Consider the following 24329-nt stretch of genomic DNA (forward strand, 5'->3'; position numbering starts at 1 on the left):
CTATCCTAGATAAATTATAGTTTAGATATAAAATTAAGGAAATAATATTCGTATATTTAATTATAATTTTATTGATTTAAAATATCATTAAATATAATCTATTAATAGGAGTATAATCATGTTAGATAAAAAGTTTAATGACATTTATAAGAATCATTTTTTTGATGGATTATTAGAAGATGAGCTTAAAAGTGTGGATATGAGACTTTTTAAAGAGAAAAAATATAAGGCTGGAGATGTTGTTATACAACAAGATACCCGGGGAGACTTTATGTTTTTAATAGTATCTGGCGAGGTTATAATATCAAAGGTTATGCCCACATCTGAGATTGAGTTAGCTAGAAGAGTTAGTGGTGAATATGTCGGAGAGATGGCTCTTTTTGATGGACAATTACGTAGTGCTAATGTTGTCGCAAGTAGCGATGTAACTGGTTATATAATAGATGCAGACCTTTTTTTCTATCTTTTTAGAAATTTTGAACAGATAAAAATAAATATAATTAAAATTATCAACTCAACAGTTCGAGATACAGGTATAAAGCTTGGTGAGAGTAGTGTAAGTCATAATAAACAGCTCTCAATAAAGGATTCCGAGCTTCTAAAAACTAGAAGTTTATTAAACGAAACAATTGAGTTAAAAAGATATATAGATGAACAGAAGTGTGAATTAGAGTTGATTAATAGGGAGTTAGAAAAGAGAAATAAAGAGTTATATCAACTAACTATTAAGGATGATCTAACCCATCTCTACTCTAATAATCACTTTAATACACTATTAGAAAACGAGTATTCAAGATCAATAAGGTACAGTATTAACTTCTCCTTATTAATGGTTGATATAGATGATTTTGCAAATTTTAATAAAAACTACGGCTATTTTACAGGTGATAGGATTTTAAAGGAGATGGCCTCCACCCTATCAACACTAGTTAGAAAAGAGGATGTTTTAGGTAGAGTTGCAGGGGAGAGATTTGGTATAATTTTACCCCATCAATCTATTGATGATGCAGTAGAATTATCAAATAAGATCTTAAATACTATTGAGAGTAATATGTTTATTTTAGATGGCAAAAAAACTGGACTAACTGTAACTATAGGTATAACTGATAATTATATAGGAGATCCTAATTCAAGTGATGATATGAGAAGTTATGCTGAGATAGCAATGAAAAAAGCTAAGGTTAGGGGTAAAAACTGTTTAGAAGTTTTTATCAAGTAGTTATGCAGAAGCTCTTTTTAGCTTGTCATTTATAGCTTGTCCTATACTTATCTCCGGTATATATGATGTTAATATAAGGTCAAAATTCTCTTTATCAAGATCCCTTAAAGCGCTATATAAATTCTCTCCAGCCTCTATATAATCACTATCTTCTGAAAGATTAACAACACTACTAAGTTTTATATTAGGGGTATTATCCCCAAAAGCTATAAATGCTATATTTCCAGAGTACTCTTTATTGTTATCATATATTTCCAGTTTAGTTGTTGGTGCATAGTGCTTTTCTAACATTCCAGGAGCTTCCGGCTTTGATGAGCTATTAATATTTACAGTAACACTTCCAATGACACTCTCAATCTCTTCCTTGGTAATCCGTCCTTTTCTTAAAATTGTAGGAGTACCAACAAGTGAAATAATTGTAGACTCTATACCAACTCTACAGCTACCTCCCTCTAGGATATAATCAACACCCTCTATAAGGTCTGTAATATGGTTACTCTTAGTTGGGCTTATATAGCCAAATTTATTAGCACTAGGCCCTGCTACAGGTCTATTGGCTTTTTAAGAAACTCAAGGGCTACAGGATGTTCTGGAATTCTAACACCAACACTATTTAGGCCTGAAGTAACAATATCAGGAATATCCTTACTTTTTTCTAAAATTATAGTTAGAGGGCCTGGCCAAAACTTATTAGCAAGCATCTTAGCATTTTCTGGGAAGTTTGAAACGACTTGTTCTATTTTATCAACAGAGTCTATATGGACAATTAATGGATCGTAACTAGGTCTCTCTTTAACTTTAAAAATATTCTCAACAGCACTCTTATCCAGTGCATTAGCTCCTAGACCGTAAACAGTTTCTGTTGGAAATATAACTAAACCACCACTCTTTATTATATTACCAGCTCTGTCTGTATCAATACCAATCTTGTCCATAAAACGCTCCATAAATAGTTATTAGATAATAGTTTAATCAGTTATAGCATGTCAATTGAGTTTATATCTTCTCTATTGATTAATATTCATTTTTTTTAGATATTTATACCTTCTAATAGATGATATTTTAAGGAGTTATGGGATGTACCCTCTTAGTAAGAAAATAGGTATAGTAGGTGGTGGCCAATTAGGTAAAATGATGATTCTAGACGCAAAAAGGTTAGGTTTTTATGTTGTCGTCCTAGATCCATCAGAGAATTGTCCAGCCCACTCAATATGTGACAAACATATAGTTAAATCATTTGATGATATAGAGGCATATAGGGAGTTAGCAAGTTGTGTTGATGTTATAACATATGAGTTTGAACACATCAATTCAAAAATACTCCAAGAGATTGAAAACAGTGGTCATCCTGTATATCCAAGTCCCCACTCATTAGAAATTATTCAAGATAAGAAGATCCAAAAGGATACAATTGTAAAGCACGGTATAAAAACACCAGAGTATATAGCTATAAATAATGTAGAAGATATTAAAGTTGCTGGGGAGAGATTTGGTTACCCTCTTATGTTAAAAGCTCGTAAGGGTGGTTATGATGGAAAGGGTAATACTGTTGTTAGAAATATAGATTCTATTGATAAATCTTATAAAAAACTTGGAAGTGGTAATATCCCACTTATTGCTGAGAAATTTTGTAGTTTTGAAAAAGAGATCTCTGTTTTAGCTTGTCGTGATATTCAAGGGCAGATATATGTATATCCAGTTGCGGAAAATATACATATTGATAGTATTTTAGATGAGACCTTAGTACCTGCATCGATAACAGAAGAGAGTCGGGTAAAAGCTATGGAGATGGCCCACTCTGTTATGGAAGTATTCTCAGATGTTGGAATGTTTTGCACAGAGATGTTTGTTACAGCTGATGGAGAGATTCTTCTAAATGAAGTAGCTCCTAGACCCCATAACTCTGGGCATTACACTATAGAAGGGTGTTATACTAGCCAATATGAAGCACATATTAGAAGTATTGTAGGCTTACCAATAGGAGATGTTTCTCTAAGATGTCCTACTGTTATGAAGAATATACTAGGTAGTGGAATAGAGGGTGTAAGTAAAATAACTGGAATAGATAAGATGTATAGGGACCCATTTGTAAAACTTCATCTATATGGTAAAAATATCTCTAAACCAAAAAGAAAAATGGCACATATAACAGCTATAGGAAAAACATTAGAAGAGGCACAAACTCGGGTCAAAAATGCCTATAATGAAATAGAAATAAAAGGTGAATAGGAGAAAAAGATGAATCCATTAGTAGGAATAATCATGGGCAGTGACTCTGACCTTCCAGTTATGAAGTCAGCTGCAGAGATGTTAGATAAGTTGGAAATACCCTATGAGTTAACTGTAGTATCAGCCCATAGAACACCTGATAGATTAGTTGATTATAGTAAAAAAGCTAGGGATAGGGGAATTAAGGTTATAATAGCTGGAGCTGGTGGTGCTGCCCATCTTCCTGGAATGGTTGCATCCATGACACCTCTACCAGTAATTGGAGTTCCTGTAAAGACTAAGGCATTAAGTGGTTTAGATTCACTATACTCTATTGTTCAAATGCCTCCTGGTATACCTGTGGCTACTGTTGCTATAAATGGGGCGAATAATGCAGGAATTCTTGCAGCTTCTATTTTAGGTGTGTCAAATTCAGATATTTTAGATAGGGTAACTCTATATAAGAGGGAACTTGAAGATATGGTTTTGAATAAGGCGTCTAAGTTAGAAGATCTAAAGTATAAAAGTTATTTAGATCAAATGTGAAAATAACCCCGTTAATTCGGGGTTATTTTTATCTATTCTAAGATAATATCTATAGCCTTACTAATAGATATTCCTTCATAGTTATCTTTTGTATTTAAATCCTTAAGATTAATGGTATTGCTAGCCACTTCATCTTCACCACAAAAAATGAGGTATGGAATTGTCTTGTTATCAGCGTATTTAAATTGTTGTTGAATCTTTTTCTTTATTGGGAAGACTTCTACATTTATCCCATTTTTTCTAAGTTCTGTGGCTATCTTATGGTAGTGACCAATAATTTTATCATCCAAAACTAGGATTAAAACCTGGGTTAGACTCTTTAATTCTGATTTTTTACCTAAAACTTCAAGACCAGCTAACAGTCTGTCTAATCCTATAGATGCACCAACACCAGGTAGTTCAGTTTTTGTATAAAGGGAAGCTAAATTGTTATATCTACCCCCTGAACATACAGATCCAATTTCTGGAAGTTCATTTAAAAATGTCTCATAAACTAAACCTGTGTAATAGTCTAATCCTCTTGTAATTGAAGGGTCTAGGATAAAGGATTTCTCAATTTTATTATCAATAATATATGAGTATATCTCCTCTAGTCTCTTTGTATCATCACTCTCTCCCCCTGATAAAAATATCATCTTATCTAAGGTATCTCTAAAGTTTTTACCTGGCTTTATAAACTCAAGAATTTTTAATGCATTTTCTGTTGTAGTAAGCTCTTCTAATAACTCAACTACTTTTACTTCACCAATTTTACCAAGTTTATCTACAACTCTTAAAACCTCAACAGTTTTATCCTTAAGGCAGAGAGTCTCTAACATTCTATTAAAAATTCCACGGTGGGAAAATCTTATAGTTACATCATTAACACCTAGTTTAAATAGGGAACTTTGCATCATTAGCATTATTTCAAAGTCACTTGAGGGTGAGTCTACTCCAACAATATCAAAGTCACACTGGGTAAACTCTCTATATCTTCCTCTTTGTGTATTTTCCCCTCTCCATACTTTTGCAATATGGTATCTTTTAAATGGAAGATATAACTCATCTAAATGTTGGGATATATATCGTGCAAATGGAACTGTTAAATCAAAACGCAGTGCAACATCCCGTTTCCCACTGTCTTGAAAATTATAAACCTGTTTATCGGTCTCTCCACCACCTTTACCTAGAAGAACTTCTGTATACTCTAGAGCAGGGGTATCAATTGGTACAAATCCAAAATTTTCAAAAATATTTTCAAGCTTTTTTATAACTGATTTTCTCTCAATCTCATTTTCTGGTAAAAAGTCTCTAAACCCTTTTAAAACCCTAGGCTTAATTATTGAACTCATTATATATCCTTATTACTAAATTATAGACTATTTTGCATCAAAAAGAGTTTTAATTCAATCTTTTGTTTAAACTGTTCTTTTAGTTGTTGATGTTCTAGCCTTTACTATCTCTAGTTCTTTTACTAAATCATCTCTGTTGTTTTTTAAGGATTGAACCGCCTTTTGAAGTTCAACTATTTTTTTATCTAATGCAGTGATTCTATTCATTTCATCTCTCCTTAAAATAAATAACGGCACCTTCTAAAAAAAGTTTATTATTTAGTTCCTATTACTACTAATCTTTTTGAATCCATATTATAGGGATCCCCACTGTAATTTCCAAAGATCTCTACCTCTTTAAAGCCTACACTATACATCATTGTTGCTAACTCTACCGCTGAATAGATCCTTGTATCAAATGTTCTCTCGTGCATAACACTATCCTTGTAGTACATCCATTTACTCTGTAAAACAGTAAAGCAGTCCTTTACTATATACTCTAGAAATACTTTAACCCCTCCAGACTCAAACCAGATGTTTCTTTCGTAATCCCTACACAGTAGCTCTTTGCCTTGGGTATCTATTAGATATTTCCCCCCAGGTTTCAATCCGTTAAAAACGTTTTTCAAACCTTCTATTTCATCATCTTCACTATCTAGCAACCCAAAGGATGTAAACATGTTAATAGCGTAGTCATATTTATCAATCTCTTTAAGCTCTGTTATATCACCTAATATATAGTCAAGGTTTTTTACACCTTTTCCGCTCTCTATAGCCCTATCTATATAGTATTTTGTAATATCGATACCTGTAGTTTCAACTCCTTTAAGAGCAAAAAGTTTGCTATAACGACCAAAACCGCAGCAGACATCTAGAAGTTTGTCCCCTTTTTCTAATTTAAGGAGTGTAAATAAATTATCAACATCTTCTTTGGTTTTATCCATTCTGTTTCTATCATACATAAGTAATTCAAACTCTTTCCAAAAAGATTCATCATAACAAATATTCATAAATACCCCTTAACACGTTAAAATAGTAATTTTATACTATATTCTAAAAAAAGATATGTATATAATAAAGAATAGAATTATGGGGAGGTTAATTTTTCATGAAGAAATTTAACTCAGTTGTAGCACTACTATTAGTTGGAAACTTATTATTTGGTGATGTTTTAGAATTAGCTTCACCTGGACTTACTGCAAGTTCAGCTTATTACGAAAGTAATAAAAACACATCAATAGCAATAAAAAATCCTGCTTTAACAGCGGATATACAAAGATATACTTTTGATTTAAGTTATCTATTATTACAGGGAATAACAGGGGATGAGACAGGAACAGGTCACTCTATAGGTATAGGTGGTGCCTTACCATCTAAGTACGGTGTCTTCTCAACATCCTTAAACCTACTTTTAACCAACGGGTTAACCACATCTGATCTTAAGGTGGGAACAGCCGCAGGTTTAAATTTAAACTTTTCAAAGGAGATCTATAGTGATCTCTATTTTGGAGCTGGATTATCATCTATATTTGGTTCTGATTCAACTGGTTTTGATTGGAGTCTTGGTTTAAATCTTGGAATTGTCAAAAATTCAGGAGACTTATCTAAATACTTTAAGGATGTTAGATGGGGTTTTGCTCTAAATAATTTAGGAAAAGGGTATAAACAGGATGGTTTAATAGATGCAAACTCACCATCACCAACCTTTACTCCCTCTGGTTTTTTTGAATTCTCTCTTCTTAATAATTCTGTTTTAGATCTAAATATCGCATCTGAGGTTTCACTTCCATCTTTAACGGATCTAAATCTTGAAATTGGAGCAAGGGCTGTTTTATATAATAAAATAATTATAGATACATCTTTAAATGCAAATCTAAGGGAATTAATTGATGGAGATGTAAGTAGGTTAATTCCATCCCTCTATTTTGGGTATGATTTTAATCTAGGTTCTGATGAAGCAAGGGGTTCACTATCTGCTAATCCATATGCAAACGGAGTTTGGGCTATAGGAGCTTCAGGAACCGTTCCCTTAGGAGATAAGGATAAAAATCCTCCTGAAGTGGAAATTAATTATAATGATATTCAGTATGTATCTCCAAACTTTGATGGAGTAAAGGATGAATTAAACTTTCCTGTAAATGCCACTGACGAGAGATATATTGTTGGATATGAGGTTGTTATTAAGGATAACTTTGGTAAAGTTGTAAAAAGAATAGTAAATAAGGATGAAAGACCTGAAAATGAGTCTATAAAAAATCTATTTACTAAACTAGTTGGTCCAAAAACAGGAATACCAGTGCCAGAGAGTTTTAGATGGGATGGTAAAAAAGATGATGGAGAGCTAGTCCCTGACGGTCAATATAGCTTCTTTACAAAGTTTATAGATGATAATGGAAATTCAACCACATCTGAAATCTATAAATTCTACATAGATAATACAAAACCAAGTCTTGAGATCTCTGAACCTTCCGGTTTAGACCTGATCTTTAGTCCAAATGGTGATGGTAATAAGGATCAGTTATTAATCCCTCAATCAGGGAGTAATGAAGTAAGATGGTATGCTGAGATTACAGATTTTCTTGGTAATGCTGTTAAATCCCAGGCTTGGGATAATAATGAATTAAGTGATTTTACCTGGGATGGAAAGGACGATAGTGGCCAATTAGTTCCAGATGGTGTGTATAAATATAAGGTTTCAAGTACAGATTTAGCAGGTAATAGCAACGAAGACTCTGTTGATAATATAATTATCAATACAAAACAGCCTCCTATAGGGATTAATATAGACACTAATACCTTTTCTCCAAATGATGACGGTGTAAAGGACTACATGGAGTTTGTTTTAGATATACCAGTGAAAACAGGAATTCTTAACTGGAATTTAGTTATTAAAAATAAAAGTGGGGGGATTGTTAACGAGTTCTCTACTAAAAAACAGGGTTACTCAGTAATAGAAGATAATATTAGATTTAATGGAGAGGACTTAAACGGCAAGTATCTTGAAGAGGGGATCTATACTGGAGAGTTAAGTGTAGTTTATCAAAATGGACATAGTCCAAAAGTTTTATCCCCTGAATTTAGTATCGATAATACTGCTCCAAAGGCTAGTGTAAAGGCTAAATATACTATGTTTTCTCCAAATGGAGATGGTAGTAAGGATCAGATTATATTTGATCAAACATCCTCAAAGGAAGAGGAGTGGTTTGGAGAGATTTTTGATGAGTTTGGAACATCAGTTTATAATGTTAACTGGAAGGGTGAGATTGATAAACTTTTCTCATGGAATGGAAAAACAGATGATGGAGAACTTCTAAATGACGGGAAATTCAAATATATTTTATCATCAACTGATAAGTCTGGTAACAGCTACAAAGGTGAACCTGTTGAATTTGAGATTAATACAACTCCAACAGGAATAGACTTAGCCCTTAATAAAGACTCTTTTTCCCCTATTGATGGTAAAGACTTTATAGAACTAAAACCTGTTGTTCAAAGTAGCGTAAACCTAACTAACTACTCATTAGACATTGTTGATAGTAGGGATAGGGTTGTTAAAAATATATCAAATAGTGGAGAATTAGCCCCATCCTATAAGTGGTATGGAAAGGACAACCGTTCTAATCAGTTAAAGGATGATAACTACTATGCTAGAATATCCGGGGAGTTTTTAAATGGAAACAAGGTGGTAACACTCTCTTCTCCAATTATATTAGATACTACAACTCCTGAAGTAACAGTAGTAAGAAAAGACAAATTTAGCGTATTTAGTCCTAATGGTGATGGTAAAAATGATTTTATAACTTTCTCTCAGAAAACTTCCAATGAAGATCAATGGATTGGAGAGGTAAAAAATAGTATTGGTGATACAGTATTTACATCTAAATGGAGTGGTTTTGCTCCTAATGAATATATGTTTACCGGTAAAGATATGGATAACAAAAATCTTCCTGATGGTAAGTATATTTATACTCTTTATTCTAGGGATAAGGCTGGGAACATTGGTCGATCTAAGGATATGAGTGTTGAAATTGATACTGAAAATGTAGAACTCTTTGTAAGTAGTGATAAAACTCACTTTTCGCCTAATGGGGATAGTGTAAAAGATAGTATCGATTTTATTCCTGTTATTAAAAAAAGTGATGGTATCGACTCTCTAACCTATGATGTATTAGACAAGGGTAATAAAACCATCTATTCAAAAAAACTTACAGGAGACTTTACTAATAAAATAACCTGGAATGGTAGAAGTAGTGATAATAAGAAAGTTGCTGATGGGGAGTATTTAGTTCGTCTTACTGTAAATTACAAAAGGGGGGACTCTCCTAATGCATCTACTAAATTTATCCTAGATACAGTGGCTCCTGTAGCTAACATTACAGTTAATAACCTAATATTCTCACCTAATGGTGATGGAAATAAAGATTTTGCAGAGATTATTAATAGTTCAGAGGATAAGGCGACATGGACTCTCTCTATAAAAGATGAAGAGAATAGGGTTGTTAAAGAGAGAACCTTAAATGGTCTAGTAATTAAAGAGTGGAATTTTGATGGTAGAGCCCAGGATTTATCTCTACTTAATAATGGTCGATATACTTACTCTTTAAATGGAATTGATGAAGCTGGTAATAGTTTTAACTCTAAAAATGTTATATTAACTATGGATAACAGCTCTTCTACAGTACTCGTAACCAATGATTATGAAGTTTTTTCTCCTAATAATGATAAAATAAAGGATGAAATAACATTTACAACAAGGGTTGATTCAAAAAGTCCTGTAGAGTCTTGGCTATTTAAAATTGTTAATGAGAAAAATGTAACTGTAAAAGAGTTTAGTGGAAAAAGAGCTCCTAAAGAGATTGTTTGGAACGGACTTAAGGATGATGGTAAAAACCTTGTTAGTCAGGGTAAATATAAGGGCGTTATGAGTGTTATCCATGAAAATGGTAATAATCCTTCAACTTCAACACCTCTATTTGAATTAGACTCACTATATCCAGAGATTGATATAAAAACCTCTAATAAGCTATTTTCACCTAATGGTGATGGTTTAAAAGACTCTGTTTATATTACTCAAAAAGCTACTGGAGAGGATCTATATCATGGTGTCATTTATGATGATAAAAATAGTGTTATAAATGAGTGGTACTGGAAAAACTCTATAGATAATCTAAACTGGGATGGTAAGGACTCATCTGGAAACACTGCTAGGGATGGTGTATATAAGTATGTTGTTGATACTACCGATTTAGGTGGGAATAAAAGTGTAAAAACTATTAAGGATATTACAATAGATACAGAGGATACAGATATCTTTATTACTTATAAAAAACCTGTATTTGCACCGGACCTTTCAAATAGACTCGGGGGGCAAATATTTGGTTTAATTGTAAATAATAGAAAGGGTATTGAGAGCTGGAAAATAACAATTAAGGATAAGACAGAAGTTATTAAGGTTGTAGAAGGTGAAGGATCAATTCCTGATACATTAGAGTGGGATGGAAGGGATAAAAATGGTTCCTTTACAAATGGTTTATTAACTGCCGAGTTTAACGTTGTTTATACTAAAGGGAACTCACCTACCTACTTAACTAAAGAGTTTGTTGCAGATAGTGATACCCCTTTAATTAGAGTAGAGACAACACCTACTCCATTCTCCCCTGATAACGACTTTGTAGATGATGAGTTAGAGATTAGTATAGGTGTAAAAGATCTCTCTAGTATAAAGAGTTGGTCATTTGATATAAAAGATCCTAAAGGAAATGACTTTATCTCATTCCAAGGAGAAGGTAAGCCTGGTAATAAAATTATTTGGGATGGTAAAAGTAGTAAGGGTGAGCTAGTTCAAGCAGCAGAAGAGTACTCATATACTATGAGTGTAGAGGATGTTGCAGGACATACTGGAGTATTTAGAGGTGAGATACCTGTAGATATTATGGTTATTAAAGATGGAAATAAGTTAAAAATTAGGGTTTCAAGTATAATTTTTGAACCTAATTCTTCAAGATTAGCTCTGTCTGGAACTAATGGGGAAGCAAACTTAAAAATACTTAAAAGATTAAGTGAAATATTAGATAAATACTCAAGTTATAAAATTGAGGTTGAAGGTCATGCCCATAATATTTATGGAAATAGAATAACTAAGAGTCAAAGAAGTAGCCTAATAGATTTTTCTAGAGAGAGGGCAGAAGAGGTAAAATCTTCCCTTGAAGATCTAGGAATCTCAGGTAACAGAATGACAACAGTTGGTATTGGTGGTAATGACCCTGTAGTTGAATTTGATGATGTAGAGAATGCATGGAAGAACAGACGAGTAGAGTTTGTTCTTGTGAAATAAGAGGATATATTGATTAAAGATTTAAAATTATTTTGTACCTGCCCTTTAAATACAGAGGAGTTATTAGTTAACGAGCTTGTAGATTTAGGGGCAGAAAATTGTAAGATATCACCATCAGGTGTTGCTTTTAATGGAAATTTAGAGATTGTCTATAAGGCTTGTCTATGTTCTAGAATTGCAGGAAAACTGTTTCTAGAATTAGTTGAGTTTGATCTTAATGATCAACATGATATCTATAAATTTGCTAAAGAGATTCCATGGGATGAACACTTCTCTGTTGATGATACCTTTGCTACTTCTGCTGCTGTAGTTAAAAGTAGGGTAAAAAATAGTAAATATGCATCCCTGTTAGTAAAGGATGCTATAGCTGATTATTTTAAAGATAAGTATGAAAGAAGGCCAAATGTAGACCCTAAAAAACCTTCGGTTAAAGTACATCTGCATATTAGTAAAAATAAGGCAAGTATCTCCCTTGATCTCTCAGGGGAGTCTCTGCATAAACGGGGGTATAGGGATGGGAATGCCCATGCTGCTTTAAAAGAGAATGTTGCTGCTGCACTACTATATCGTGGGAACTGGCCAAAAATGTCCAAGGAAGGTCTAAACTTTTTAGATCCAATGTGTGGTTCAGGAACACTTTTAATAGAAGCTGCATATATCGCTACAAATACCCCTCCTGGATATTATAGACACTACTATGGGTTTCTAGGTTGGCTTAAACACGATGTAGACCTATGGGATGAGGTCTTTGATGATGTTGAAAAGTCTATTAGACCTTATAGTGGAGTAATACGAGGTTTTGATATGGATAGGGATGCAATATCTCAATCTATTCATAATATTAGTAATGCTGGTTTCTCTAAGCTAATTCACGTAGAAAAATCTGAGTTATCTGAATTTGAAGTTGTTGAGAGTATGACCTACAAAAGTGGATTAATATGTATAAACCCACCCTATGGTGTAAGGTTAGGGGATGTCCCTGAACTTAAAAAACTTTATGCAGAGTTTAGTAACCTGTTTTTAGAAAAATTACCTGGTTGGAAACTCTCTGTAATTACTGGCGAGGATGAACTTTCAAGGGTTATACCACTAAAAATCGATAAAAAACATACCCTTTTTAATGGGGCAATAAAGTGTACAGTCTCCCATTTTACCCTTGAGGATAATAAAAAGAAGGTTGAAGCACCTCTTTCCCAGGGTGGTATTTCCTTTAAAAATAGATTGATAAAACGTAGTAAACACTTAGGTAAATGGGCTAAAAGATCAGGGGTATCCTGTTACAGAGTATATGATGCTGATCTTCCAGATTACAATGTAGCAATAGATATATATGAGAATACTTGGATTACTGTTTCTGAATACCAAGCTCCAAAAGAGATTGAGTTACATGTTGTAAAAAAAAGGTTAGATGAAGTTTTAAGGGTTGTTCCAGAGGTTTTAGACGTAGATAGTGATAACGTATATCTAAAAGTTCGAAAAAGACAAAAAGGTTCGACACAGTATTACAAAAATGATACATCAAAAGAGTTTAATATTGTACATGAGTCGGGAGCAAAATTTTATGTTAACTTTAAGGATTACCTAGATACTGGTATATTCTTAGACCATAGACCTATAAGGCGATGGATTAGGGATAATGTTGAAGGAAAGTCTCTTTTGAATTTATTTAGCTATACAGGTACAGTTACTAGTTTAGCAGCTATAGGAGGTGCTAAATCAACAACAACAGTTGATGCAAGTAAAACCTATATAGAGTGGGCTAAAAGAAATATACAGTTAAATGGACTCTATAGTGAGAATCATAAATTCTTTGTTTCTGATACCAAGGAGTGGTTAAAAAAAGATAGAAATAGTTACGATGTAATATTTTTAGACCCACCTACCTTTTCTAACTCTAAAAGTGGAAGAGATATATTTGACGTGCAAGTGGATTATATTGAATTAATTCAATTATGTGCTAAAATACTTAAAAAGAGTGGTGTAATAATATTTTCAAATAACTTTAGAAAATTTAAATTTGATGAAACACTCTTTCCTGATCTTGAGATAAAAGATATTAGTAGTAGTACTATAGATCAAGATTTTAGTAATAATCCTAAAATACATAGATGTTGGGAGATTAAATGGCAGACGAACCATTAGAACTGGAAGATTCAGAGATAGTATTAAATCCGATACCTGATTATATAAATAAGGATAGAAAGGAGAGAGAGTCCTTTCTATCCCAAGTTGGTAACTTCTCAACAGAGGAGAGAGAACTTTTTAACCTATTATGCGACAACTGGGAACATGAGATAGGTTATGCAAAATTTGTCACAAAAATAAATAAAAAACATCCTATTGATGAAAAATTCCTCGACTCTCTAATGAAAAAATTACGATCAAGTAGTTGTGGGATTTTACTAACTAAATTTGTTAGAGGTGAGAGGGGAGTAGATAAGATAATATTAACTAACGTTGATTCTCATTTTTTCTACTACTACTTTATTAATAATGAGTTCCAAAAAAATCTGGAAGAAGTATCAAATGATTTTATAGATGAGTCTAATTTTGAAAAGTATGATATTAATACATCATCTTTTACTCCATTAGAACTTCCTATTAATCAACTAAATAAGGGTTTTATTCGAAGAGAACAGAATAGAAATAGTGTTTTTCAGATAAAGTTAGAGGGGTATAAAGCCTTCTATGTTACTAGTGAATCACTCCAAGATCTACTGAAAATTTCCATAAGAAAGATAAAGTACTATTTTAAAAGTGATAATTTCATCGCCTTTATTGCAAAAATATTGAATAGCTCAATATCTAAAGTCAGAACAATAATTGCAAATTTTGATATATCTACTTGGAAAACATTTTCTTTTGAAATATTAAAAAACAAGAAACTAATTAACTCTAAATTCAAAAATATGAGCAGTAGCTTTTTTAAAGCTGTAAGTATCCTTTACCACTATAGTAATAGTGAACTTAAGCAAAAAGATAAAGAATTAGAAGACGAAAAAAAATTAAAAGCTACTCTAAAGGAAATTTCAGAGAAAGTTAGAGCTAATGAGTTTAAACCACTAACTCAAGAGAGCTTTAATTCACTATTTGAAGTGTATGATAAGAGTGCACCTGAAATAAAGGCTAAATTTTATGAACTTTATGTTGATAATAAGACTAAAACAGGGTTAACAGAGGTTGTTTTTGTTGGGCAATACTATATTCATCAAGACAACTTATATAAGGTTTTTTTAGACCAGGTAGCATTAGCAACAGCTGAATTAAACGAGTATTATATTGGAGAGTTTAGAAAGTGTCTCTTATCCAATAGTTCAGATGCTTCACTTTTAGAGGGCTATCCATTTGAAGCTAGTATTTCTGATAAACTACAGTCCGATTATCCAATTATATATGATCTTTTTAATAGAAAGGGGATATTAGCTGAGTCTATTATACATTTTTCAAAAAAGCGGAGTCACTCCCAGGGTAAAATGCACAATTTACTTGCAATGTATTTTATAGAGGGGAGTTCAGAATTAAAGAGTTTTAGTCGAATTTTCAATTTAGATGTTACCAATCTATTTGAAAAGGCCTATGATATCCTTCCAATTGTTAAACGATTTTTTATTATAATCTTTGGACAATATAATAAGTATGTTGAAAGGTTCACAGGACATAAAAAATCCAAGAAGGGGAGCAATAAAAAGGGGCGAACTAAAAGTAGTTCATACTCATCATACTCCAATAGTAATGACTACTCTAATATAAACGATTATAGCCCTAGAAGCAAAACCAAGGAAAAAGATACAAAATCTTCTTATAAGCAGAAAAAAGTATATAATAAAGAGCAAATTGATGATGCTTGGAATAATCTAGGTAGTGAATTGACTAAAAAAAGAGAACTTAAAGTTCTCTTTTTTTTATATCTTTTGTCTTAATTCTAAAAGGTAATCTGAAACCTGGGAGTTTCTTATTCCCAGCTTTTGGAACTGGTTTAAGGCTTCAATAGCTTTACCAATTTCATTTTTAGCTTCGTAACACTCTGCAATTTCTATATATAGTCTAAAGTTTTTAGGCTCGTTATATACTAAATCTACTAGAGAGGATATAGCCTCTTCAAAGTTTCCTTCTTCTTTATTTATTAGAGCAATACCTATAATAGCGTATACGTCAAACTCAATGTTTAGAGCTTTTCTATAGTATCTTTCAGCATTTCCAAGATCACCCATATGACGGTATGCATCCCCTGCTCTTGTTAATATCACCTTATTTCTTGGATCTCTTTCCAATATTTTTAACCAATGAACTAGAGACTTATCAGGCTTATTTAAACCTCTAAAACAGTCAGCTAAACCAAAAAGAGCATAAAAGTTGTTTGGCTCTATAAGTAGGGCTTTTTCAAAATATTTAACACCATCTTCATAGGTTTTTAACTTCCTATGACAGTTCCCTAGGGAGGTTAGAACTCTAATATCTACATTATCTTCATTATGATTATACATCTTTTCCCAATATTTCAGTGCAGATGTATACTCTTTAAAGTCGTAATGAAGATGACCTAATCCTATTAATGCGTAGGAGTTTTCAGGTTGCATATCTAGAACTTTTAAATATATCTCATTGGATTTTCTAAAATTTCTAACCTTTCTATAGGCATCAGCTATTCTTGTTAAAACAGTAATGTTTTTATCATCGTGTTTTAAATACTCTTCCCATATATCAATAGCTCGATTAAATTGTTTAAGAGCTTTAAAACAGTCAGCTAAACCAAAAAGAGCATAGTTATTACCACCATGTAAATCTAAGCATTTTTGATAATAATTAATAGCATCACGATACTTTCGATCTTTTCTATATGTATCCCCTAATCCAACTAATGCATAATTGTTATTATCATCAATATTAAGAATTTCTTTAAAACAACTAACAGCTCTATCTGTTAGACCCTCTTTCAATAATTGATAACCTCTTTTGGACAACTCTGAAATCTCATTAATCTGATCCTCATTTAGATCACTTACGGGACTCTTTGGGATTTCCAAATCTTCAAACATATCTAATACCTCTTTATTAACTTTTTAACCAAACTCTTAACACATCAGCCATTTTTTTAGATATGTTTTCGAGTTTTGCTTGGGCTTTCGCCGCTTTATACATTTTAAGAGCTTCTAGAGTATTACCATTATTTTCATAATAATCTCCAAGTCTAATTAGACCAGCAGAATACTCTATGGCTAAGTAAATTCTTTTAGCTCCATTATAGTCTTTTTTATTCATCAATTCATTTGCTTTACGAACTAATACAACTCTATCCCCAGAACTAACAACAACAGAACCTGTTTTGGGGATTTTAATAAAACCTTCTTCAGGTATAATATTAAATATAGTCTTTTTTTTATTATTATCAACCAATTTTATATACCATATTTATTATATTAAAGTTTTCCCTTTGTGGACATAGCATCAGTTCCACTTTCTATTGGTGTATAAGCATCCTTAATAGCCATACCTAAAGCTTTAAATAAAGCCTCTGACATATGATGGGAATTCTCTCCATATCTACAAATAGCGTGAAGGGTAAATGCTCCCTTAGAAGTTAAACCATGGAAAAACTCTCTAAGTAGATGCATCTCAAAATTACCAGATCTCTCTTGAGGATAGTTAACATTATATACTAAGTAGGGTCTCATACAGACATCAATTACAACCTCAGATAGTGCTTCATCCATAGGAATAACTTTGTAAGAGTATCTCTTTACTCCCCCATACTTAGTAACTGTCTCTTTTAAAGCTTCTCCTAAAACAAGTCCTAGATCCTCTACAAGGTGGTGTTCATCAACTTCTATATCCCCACTCGCAACTACTTCTAAGTCGAACTTACCATGGAAGGCCATAGCTGTAAACATGTGGTCTAAATAAGGTATGCCAGTTGTGGATTTTACTATACCACTACCGGAAAGATTTAACGTTAAATCTATATTTGTCTCTTTTGTTACTCTATTTATATGTACAGTTCTATCACTCATATCTAATCCCTAAGTATCTCAATTAATTTATTTATTTTCTCATAATTTGTCTTATAATACGATGGGTTAGCAATCAAATTAACTTTAATATCACTTAAAGTTCTAATAACTTCTAAATTATTTGCTTTTAGAGTACTTCCTGTCTCTACTAAATCCACTATATATGGAGTTAAACCTAAAATTGGAGCTAACTCTACAGAACCATTTAAGTTAATTATTTTTACAGGAGTTCCTTCATTATGAAAAAAATCCTTTGTAAACTCAGTATAACTTGTTGCAATTCTAAGCCCATCAAGATCTGATTTTTCACCAATACCCTTAGGTCCACATAGACAGATTTTAGTTCCACCAAAATCAAAGGGTAGTAGATTATTAAATTTTAATCCAGATTCATAAACTACATCGTCTCCACATACACCTAAACCAGCTATCCCATAGTTAACATATGTAGGTAGGTCACTGTTTTTTACTAAAAATATTTTTAATAAACCCTGGGAATCATAGGCTGTTAGCTTTCTTTTTTCAAAAGAGAATTCAATGCCTTTAGTAGCAAAATGTTTCTGAACATTATCAAAAAGTCTACCCTTAGGCAGAGCAAGAGTTAACGGTTCGCTCATATGTTTTCTCCTTTAATTATTACACATTTACCAGAAGATCTTAACTCTTCCGCTCTTAGATATTTAGCTGAAAATCCATTTAATCCATCCATTATCACTGTTTCTGGAGGATTAAATCTATCTGAGTTTATTTTATGTTCTATCTTTCTTAATAGAATAGAGAAACCAACAGATGGTATTTTCTCACCAAAACTACTTATTAAGTTATCATACCTACCACCAGAAGCGATGGCACTATCAATATCCTTTGTATAAGCCTTGAAAACAATTCCGGTATAATAATCCCTATTAGCAACTTCTGATAAATCAAATCTAAAATCATCTATAATCTTTATATCCAGTAGAGTTTTACCAATATTGTGAAGATACTTAATTGATTTAGTAATATTTAGTTCGAGAAGAAGTTTTTCATTTATTGATACAAAATCATTAAACTCTTCAAAAGTTCCAATAAATAGGAATAGTTTTGTTATCTTAAGTGCAATAGTAGAGTTTGCAAAACTTTCCAAATAAGTTGTTAGTGCCTCAGGATCCCTTAAATTTATTAGGGAGATTAATCTATCAATATCAACTGTTGGAAAATTATGAACTACTTCATCTAAGAGGGATCTTGACCCTAAATGTATCTTAGTCTCAGCAAGTTCTAAATCCATAAAAATTCTATGGAGTAGGGTTATAGCTTCTAAATCTCCATCCATACCCTTTGCCCCAACTAGGTCGGCCCCTGTTTGGAAAAATTCGTTACTAGATATATCAATTTCAGACTGATGCCTTAGTATTGAGTCCGCATAGTGTACTCTAATTACATCATCTTTCTTTGCTACTCTACCTAATTGTCTTGCTAAAAAAAGTGTTATATCGTTTCTTAATAGAAGAAGTTCTCCATCCCTATCCATTAATCTAAAACAATTTTTTTTACTTTCTGCTGATAATAACTTTTCGTAGGTCTCATAGTAGTCAAAAACAGGAGTTTTTATTGGTAGGTAGCCCCATGTTGTATAGATATTATTTATTACTTCATTAATCTTTTCATGTTTATACGCCTCATCTAAGAATATAGATTCAGCACCCTGTGGGGTCTTTAATAATTTCTCTTTCATTTCATACTCCGAGTCAATATTATATGTAATTTAAGGGATCTTGAAAATATTTAATCCTATTATTAATGCTTTTTGGTATAGTTTTTTATACCATTTAATATCATTAAAGCATCTTCTTGCCTTTTATTATTATCCAAAAGGGCCATAGCCTCTTTTAAATGAGCCATATTTCTTAACTCAATTAGAACTTTTACGTCTGCATTGTTGTTGTGTAATACAGCTAAAGTCATACCATCAGCTGTTGCATTATCCCCAAGTGAGGGTAATAAGTAGTTTGCAAAATCCTTACTTTTTTGATCCTCTATACTATTTCTTTCGCTATATAAAACTAATTTTCCTACATCCCTATCTACATCGTTGTCTGCATGAATACTAATAAAAATAGTCTTCTTGTTTTTAGAAACAGATAAGATGTTATTTGTTATCTTCACCCTCTGTTCTAAACCCCACTGACCTCCAACAGGCCATACAGTACTATTATTGTAGGAGTTTAATTTATAATCATTATATACTTCATTCTTTTCATTAATAAATGTAGTCGCATTATCACTAGGATTCCTTGCTATATGGTCTGGACTTAAAATTGTCATATATACATCCGCACCATTTCTTTTTAATAACTCGTATAGTCTAACAGCAGTATCATAGGCGTACTCATCTTCTACAATGTATCTCTTTTTTCCATTTAAAGTAACTGTTGCAATTGCTCCAGGGTCTTTTCCCCCATGTCCTGGATCAAGTATAACTGTCCATCCTTCTAGATCATTTGACATCTGCTCTTCATTTGATATTAATTTTGAAAAGTTTTTCCAATTCTCTTTAGCTTTATTATATTTATCAAGGGGGTTTTTAAGTTGATCTATAGAGTAACTTTTGTAGGGTTGGGAGAGTGTTGTATTGTGTTTATATTTAAATGAGACAAGGCTAAAGTTATCCTCTTCTTGGGTATGGGTTACTACACTATAATCATAAAGCGTTAACAGTTTACCCTCTGGTACTAGAGTTGAGTTTAAGTGGTTGTACTGCATAAGTTGGTCTACTGAAATATCATGTTTTTGTGCAATAGACCAAAGAGTATCACCCTTTAAAACCCTGTAGGTTCTACTCTCCTGGGGTATAAGTTTTATAGAGTCTCCAATCTTAATTTTATCACTATCTAGGTGATTTATTTCCCTTAGTAGAGTTTCAGATATATTGTAATCTAAAGCTATTTGGGAGAGGGTGTCTCCTTTTTCTACAATATGGTAGATATTATAATCAATTGGTTCTCTCTTTTTTGCATAACTAGGTAGGTAGATAGTATCTCCTATTTTTATATTTGTACTATTAAGATTGTTAAGGCTACTTATATCAGAAACAGATGTTTGGTACTCTAAAGCTATAGCAGATAGGGTATCCCCTGCTTTTATAATATACTTTAACCCCTTATCTTTTAAAACTTCTTCATTATCAATTAGGTTTAATGAAACTGCAGCTTGTTTTACTATTTTCTCTGGTTTATCACTACTTATCAGTTTTAACTCTTGGCCTACAACTAGACTTCCATCTTGTATCTTATTAAGTCTCTTTATTTTTTCAATATCAATGTTATAAGTCATTGAGATCCAACTTAATGTATCCCCTTTTTTTACTATATACTCTCTTTTTTTTTCAGGAGTTGTAGGTACTATTAGTGTCTCCCCAATTTTTAGAGAATAATCATCAGCTATTCTATTTACTAATAATAGGTGTTTAAGGGTTATATCGTGGTTATATGCAATACTAGAGAGTGAGTCTCCAGGTAGTACCTTATATCTATCTGGCTTTAGTTTCGTAATATTAATCTTCTGTCCAATATATAGATTATCAGACTCTAAGCCATTCTCAATCTTAATAATATTAGTGGGTACTTCATATTTTAATGATAAGCCAAAAAGGGTATCACCCCTTTCAACTATATGAATTATTGTATCTGAATATATAAAAAATGTTACTAATAGTAACAAAAGTAGGGACAGCAGTCTTTTCATAGATATATTATCGTTATATTTGAAAGCCTACTTAATTAAATCTTTAATCCCTAGTATAAAAAATCAATACACTTCTTCCATATTTTCTTGTATCATACTTTCTAAGACTTCCAATTAAGTCAGGGTAGTTCTCTTCATCAGGGTAGTGCATCATAAGTGTTCCATTTGGATTAAGAATACTGTTCTTATCAATTAACTCTAAATATTTAATTTTATTTTCTAAGGGGAAGGGAGGGTCCAGGTGAATAATATCAAAACTTCTTGTTGCCCTTTCTAGGTATATCCCCGCGTCCATAAAGTTAACATTTATTTTTTCTTTAGCAATTGAAAGGTTTTCTAACATAACCTTCTTTTTACCACCATCAAGTTCAACCAGTTGTATATCTGTTGCCCCTCGACTAGCAGCCTCAAGACCAATAACCCCAGAACCTGAGAAAACGTCTAAAAAGGAGAGGTCCCTTAGGTCTCCTAGAATGGAAAACATGGATTCTCTCATTCTATCCATTGCAGGTCTTATAACTCCAGGTGGACATTTAACCACTCTACTTCTGTATTTTCCACCTGTTATTCGCATAAAAACCCCTTAAATTAATTTAACATTGCCTCTTTGTTTGCAATATCTACAATGTTAGAAATTGTTGGATCATCAACTTTAATATCATTTAATTCAACTATGAAATCTTCATTATGATCCCCTTGTAACTCTGTTACAATTATCTCTACATTGGCATTAATATATTTTGAAAAATATTTGTCAATATGTCTAAGTTCTTCAACTAGGTCTGAACTAAAATCTTTTTTTACACTTAATTTGTATTTAACAGCCTTTTTTTTCATAATATCTCCTTTTTTATCTATATATAATATGTGAGATTATCTTTTAGTACAAGCCAAACTTTTTTACCCAAGAGTTATAAAGTTTGATGAAAAGGGAGGTGCTACACTATATAATTCCCGTAGGGAACTATTCTCCTGGGATAATAATCCAGGGTCATCTTTTAGTAACTTAAAAGCATCCTCCCTAGCAAGCTCAATTATATCAATATCCCTAACTAAATTAGCAATTGAGAACTGCATAAAGCCGGACTGTTTTATACCTGCTATATCTCCAGGACCCCTAAGTTTTAAATCTTCTTGGGAGATTATAAATCCATCATTTGTATTTTTCATTGTCATTAACCTTTTTTTCCCATCATCAGTTAATAGATTGGAGTAGATTAAAAAACAATAGGATTGGTGATTCCCTCGTCCAACCCGACCACGTAATTGGTGTAGAGCAGATAACCCAAACCTCTCAGCATGTTCTATTACCATAACAGTTGCATTTGGAACATCAACCCCAACCTCTACTACACTAGTTGCAACTAAAATGTCAATTTTCCCACTATTAAAATCATTCATAGAGTTTTCTTTATCCTCTTCAGAAACTTTAGAGTGTATTAAGGCTACTTTATAAGATGAGAATATTTTTTGTAAGTTTTCATACATTGATTGAGCATCCTTTAAATTCATTTTTTCAGATTGTTCAATTAAGGGGTATACAAAATAGACTTGGCGTCCCTTTATTAGCTCTTTAAAAATAAAATCGTATACCTTTTCCTCATTACCAATTCTAGATAGATGGGTTTCTATAGGCTTTCTTCCTACTGGCATTGTCTTTATAGTTGATACATCTAGGTCCCCAAAAAGTGTTAGGGTTAAGGTTCTTGGTATAGGTGTCGCAGTCATTAATAGTATATCAGGGTTATCCCCTTTATCTTTTAAAGACATTCTCTGCTTCACCCCAAATCTATGTTGCTCATCAACTATTATTAAGTCTAGTTTTTTATATATTACATCCTGGGTAAACAGTGCATGAGTCCCAATAATTAGGTCAATATTCCCCTGTTCTAACTCTGTTAATAGAATTTTTCTACTACTACTTTTAATATTACCAGATATAAATGCTGTTCTTATTCCTACTGAGTGTAGGAGTTCATAGGCTTTTTCGCTGTGCTGTTTTGCAAGTAATTCAGTAGGAGCCATTAAGGCAACTTGACCCCCTGACTCAATTATTGGAATAGCACTTAATAGTGCAACTAAAGTTTTACCTGAACCAACATCTCCCTGGACAAGTCTATTCATTCTCTTTGTAGAGTTAAGATCCCTGATAATATCTTCAATAGCTGCTTTTTGATCCTTAGTAAGATCAAATGGGAGTTTATTTATTAAACGTTCTTGTAGTTTAGTTGAGAGTTGCTTTTTAGTTTTAGGTTTTACATCCCTATTGATCACCTTCTTACCAGTAATAAGTTGGAGATGGAAAAGCTCTTCATATATAAGGGTTTTTTTTGCTATACTTAGTATCTTATGATCCATGGGAAAGTGAATATACTCAAGTGCTCGATTTTTATCAATTAAATTATATTTATCTAATATGCTTCTAGGTAATTCGGTTGTTACATGTTCCCCGTATAGAACTAAGCTACTATAAATAAATTTTCGCAAATTATGTTGGGTTAATTTCCCACTTAACTTGTATATAGGTAGTAGCTTATTAAACTGTTTTGGCTCTGTATCAGGAATATATTTTTCAAATTCAAAGCTACTACACTGTAGTTCTGAAAATTTATACTGAATATTACTACCATAAATATAAAAATATTCTCCAATAGGGAGTTTTTTTTCTAAAAAATTGCGACCAAAGCAGATTAGAGAAAGGTAACCAGTTTTATCTTGAACTAAAACCTTTAAAGTTTTTTTAGAACCAAAACCAATGTAACTATGTTCGATAACTTTAACTAGGGTATTTACAAATCCAGTAGATTTCCCACTGCTAATAGGTGATGAAGTTAATCTATCTTCCCACCTTATAGGATAGTGTTTAAGAAGGGATTTTATATCTAAAATTCCAAGGTTTTTTAGATCCTTTAGTGTCTCCGTTCCAATTCCCTTTATTCTATCAACTGGATAATTTAGTTCATTAAGAAACATCTCTA

Annotated in this window: 19 protein-coding genes and 1 pseudogene; 6 read left to right on the forward strand and 14 right to left on the reverse strand. The window is 32.4% G+C overall.

All coding sequences use genetic code 11. The annotated features are described in order from the left end of the window. The first annotated feature begins 118 nt into the window (after positions 1-118). Positions 119-1219 carry a diguanylate cyclase gene (locus tag EW093_RS15750; RefSeq protein WP_149569309.1) on the forward strand — a complete coding sequence of 367 codons (1101 nt, stop codon included), beginning with the start codon at positions 119-121 and terminating at the stop codon, positions 1217-1219. On the opposite strand, the gene EW093_RS17550 is transcribed toward EW093_RS15750, so the two are convergent. Both EW093_RS17550 and EW093_RS15760 read right to left on the reverse strand, forming a co-directional pair. Next, positions 1220-1678, reverse strand: coding sequence for a Sua5 family C-terminal domain-containing protein (locus EW093_RS17550; protein WP_425473408.1), 459 nt, complete (start codon positions 1676-1678; stop codon positions 1220-1222). Next, positions 1655-2166, reverse strand: a pseudogene (locus tag EW093_RS15760) (L-threonylcarbamoyladenylate synthase); the annotation flags it as partial. The gene EW093_RS17550 and the pseudogene EW093_RS15760, both read right to left, overlap by 24 nt. Positions 2167-2296: 130 nt before the next feature. Between EW093_RS15760 and purK the strand changes: the two are divergent. Then, positions 2297-3448, forward strand: coding sequence for a 5-(carboxyamino)imidazole ribonucleotide synthase (gene purK / locus EW093_RS15765; protein WP_149569312.1), 1152 nt, complete (start codon positions 2297-2299; stop codon positions 3446-3448). A 9-nt stretch (positions 3449-3457) separates the two neighbouring features. Then, positions 3458-3973 (forward strand): 5-(carboxyamino)imidazole ribonucleotide mutase, encoded by a 516-nt coding sequence (purE, locus tag EW093_RS15770; protein WP_149569313.1) that lies wholly within the window; start codon positions 3458-3460, stop codon positions 3971-3973. Between the two features lie 32 nt (positions 3974-4005). Here the strand turns inward: purE and hisS are convergent, their stop codons facing one another. From hisS to EW093_RS15780, 3 genes are all read right to left on the reverse strand, one after another. Next, a complete protein-coding gene (hisS, locus tag EW093_RS15775; RefSeq protein WP_149569314.1) occupies positions 4006-5304 on the reverse strand; it encodes a histidine--tRNA ligase in 1299 nt (432 codons plus the stop codon). Between the two features lie 66 nt (positions 5305-5370). Further along, the gene (locus EW093_RS17395; RefSeq protein ID WP_187759748.1) at positions 5371-5511 is read right to left on the reverse strand and encodes a hypothetical protein; all 141 of its coding nucleotides are present in this window, start codon (positions 5509-5511) and stop codon (positions 5371-5373) included. Between the two features lie 47 nt (positions 5512-5558). After that, positions 5559-6293 (reverse strand): class I SAM-dependent methyltransferase, encoded by a 735-nt coding sequence (locus EW093_RS15780; protein WP_149569315.1) that lies wholly within the window; start codon positions 6291-6293, stop codon positions 5559-5561. Between the two features lie 98 nt (positions 6294-6391). On the opposite strand from EW093_RS15780, the gene EW093_RS15785 reads away from it, so the two are divergent. Genes EW093_RS15785 through EW093_RS15795 form a run of 3 tightly spaced genes read left to right on the forward strand, consistent with a single transcriptional unit; the run spans position 6392 to position 15537 of the window. Further along, entirely contained in the window at positions 6392-11617 is a 5226-nt protein-coding gene (locus EW093_RS15785) for a FlgD immunoglobulin-like domain containing protein (RefSeq protein ID WP_149569316.1), read from the forward strand. 9 nt (positions 11618-11626) lie between these two features. Next, the gene (rlmKL, locus tag EW093_RS15790; RefSeq protein ID WP_187759749.1) at positions 11627-13759 is read left to right on the forward strand and encodes a bifunctional 23S rRNA (guanine(2069)-N(7))-methyltransferase RlmK/23S rRNA (guanine(2445)-N(2))-methyltransferase RlmL; all 2133 of its coding nucleotides are present in this window, start codon (positions 11627-11629) and stop codon (positions 13757-13759) included. Then, positions 13741-15537 (forward strand): hypothetical protein, encoded by a 1797-nt coding sequence (locus EW093_RS15795; protein WP_149569318.1) that lies wholly within the window; start codon positions 13741-13743, stop codon positions 15535-15537. Before rlmKL ends, EW093_RS15795 begins: the two co-directional genes overlap by 19 nt. On the opposite strand, the gene EW093_RS15800 is transcribed toward EW093_RS15795, so the two are convergent. From EW093_RS15800 to recG, 9 genes are all read right to left on the reverse strand, one after another. Continuing rightward, positions 15520-16653 (reverse strand): tetratricopeptide repeat protein, encoded by a 1134-nt coding sequence (locus tag EW093_RS15800; protein ID WP_149569319.1) that lies wholly within the window; start codon positions 16651-16653, stop codon positions 15520-15522. The two genes, EW093_RS15795 and EW093_RS15800, sit on opposite strands and share 18 nt — an antisense overlap. 16 nt (positions 16654-16669) lie before the next feature. Further along, positions 16670-17011 carry a hypothetical protein gene (locus EW093_RS15805; protein ID WP_149569320.1) on the reverse strand — a complete coding sequence of 114 codons (342 nt, stop codon included), beginning with the start codon at positions 17009-17011 and terminating at the stop codon, positions 16670-16672. A 23-nt stretch (positions 17012-17034) separates the two neighbouring features. Continuing rightward, positions 17035-17625: an imidazoleglycerol-phosphate dehydratase HisB gene (hisB, locus tag EW093_RS15810; RefSeq protein ID WP_149569321.1), complete on the reverse strand. Its 591-nt coding sequence runs from the start codon at positions 17623-17625 to the stop codon at positions 17035-17037. 2 nt (positions 17626-17627) lie between these two features. Beyond that, a complete protein-coding gene (hisG, locus tag EW093_RS15815) occupies positions 17628-18242 on the reverse strand; it encodes an ATP phosphoribosyltransferase (RefSeq protein WP_149569322.1) in 615 nt (204 codons plus the stop codon). Next, positions 18239-19342, reverse strand: a complete 1104-nt coding sequence (locus EW093_RS15820) for an ATP phosphoribosyltransferase regulatory subunit (protein WP_149569323.1) — start codon at positions 19340-19342, stop codon at positions 18239-18241. Before EW093_RS15820 ends, hisG begins: the two co-directional genes overlap by 4 nt. Positions 19343-19404: 62 nt before the next feature. Beyond that, on the reverse strand, positions 19405-21351 hold the full coding sequence (locus tag EW093_RS15825; RefSeq protein ID WP_149569324.1) for a LysM peptidoglycan-binding domain-containing protein: 1947 nt from the start codon (positions 21349-21351) through the stop codon (positions 19405-19407). A gap of 43 nt (positions 21352-21394) precedes the next feature. Next, complete coding sequence (gene rsmD, locus EW093_RS15830) at positions 21395-21925, reverse strand: 16S rRNA (guanine(966)-N(2))-methyltransferase RsmD (RefSeq protein WP_149569325.1); 531 nt, start codon at positions 21923-21925, stop codon at positions 21395-21397. Positions 21926-21939: 14 nt separating this feature from the next. Further along, positions 21940-22188: a hypothetical protein gene (locus tag EW093_RS15835; RefSeq protein WP_149569326.1), complete on the reverse strand. Its 249-nt coding sequence runs from the start codon at positions 22186-22188 to the stop codon at positions 21940-21942. A gap of 63 nt (positions 22189-22251) precedes the next feature. Beyond that, a complete protein-coding gene (gene recG, locus EW093_RS15840) occupies positions 22252-24324 on the reverse strand; it encodes an ATP-dependent DNA helicase RecG (RefSeq protein WP_149569327.1) in 2073 nt (690 codons plus the stop codon). Between the last annotated feature and the right edge of the window lie 5 nt (positions 24325-24329).

Origin of the sequence: Thiospirochaeta perfilievii (genome assembly GCF_008329945.1) — a bacterium.
Taxonomy (GTDB): Bacteria; Spirochaetota; Spirochaetia; order DSM-2461; family DSM-2461; genus Thiospirochaeta; species Thiospirochaeta perfilievii.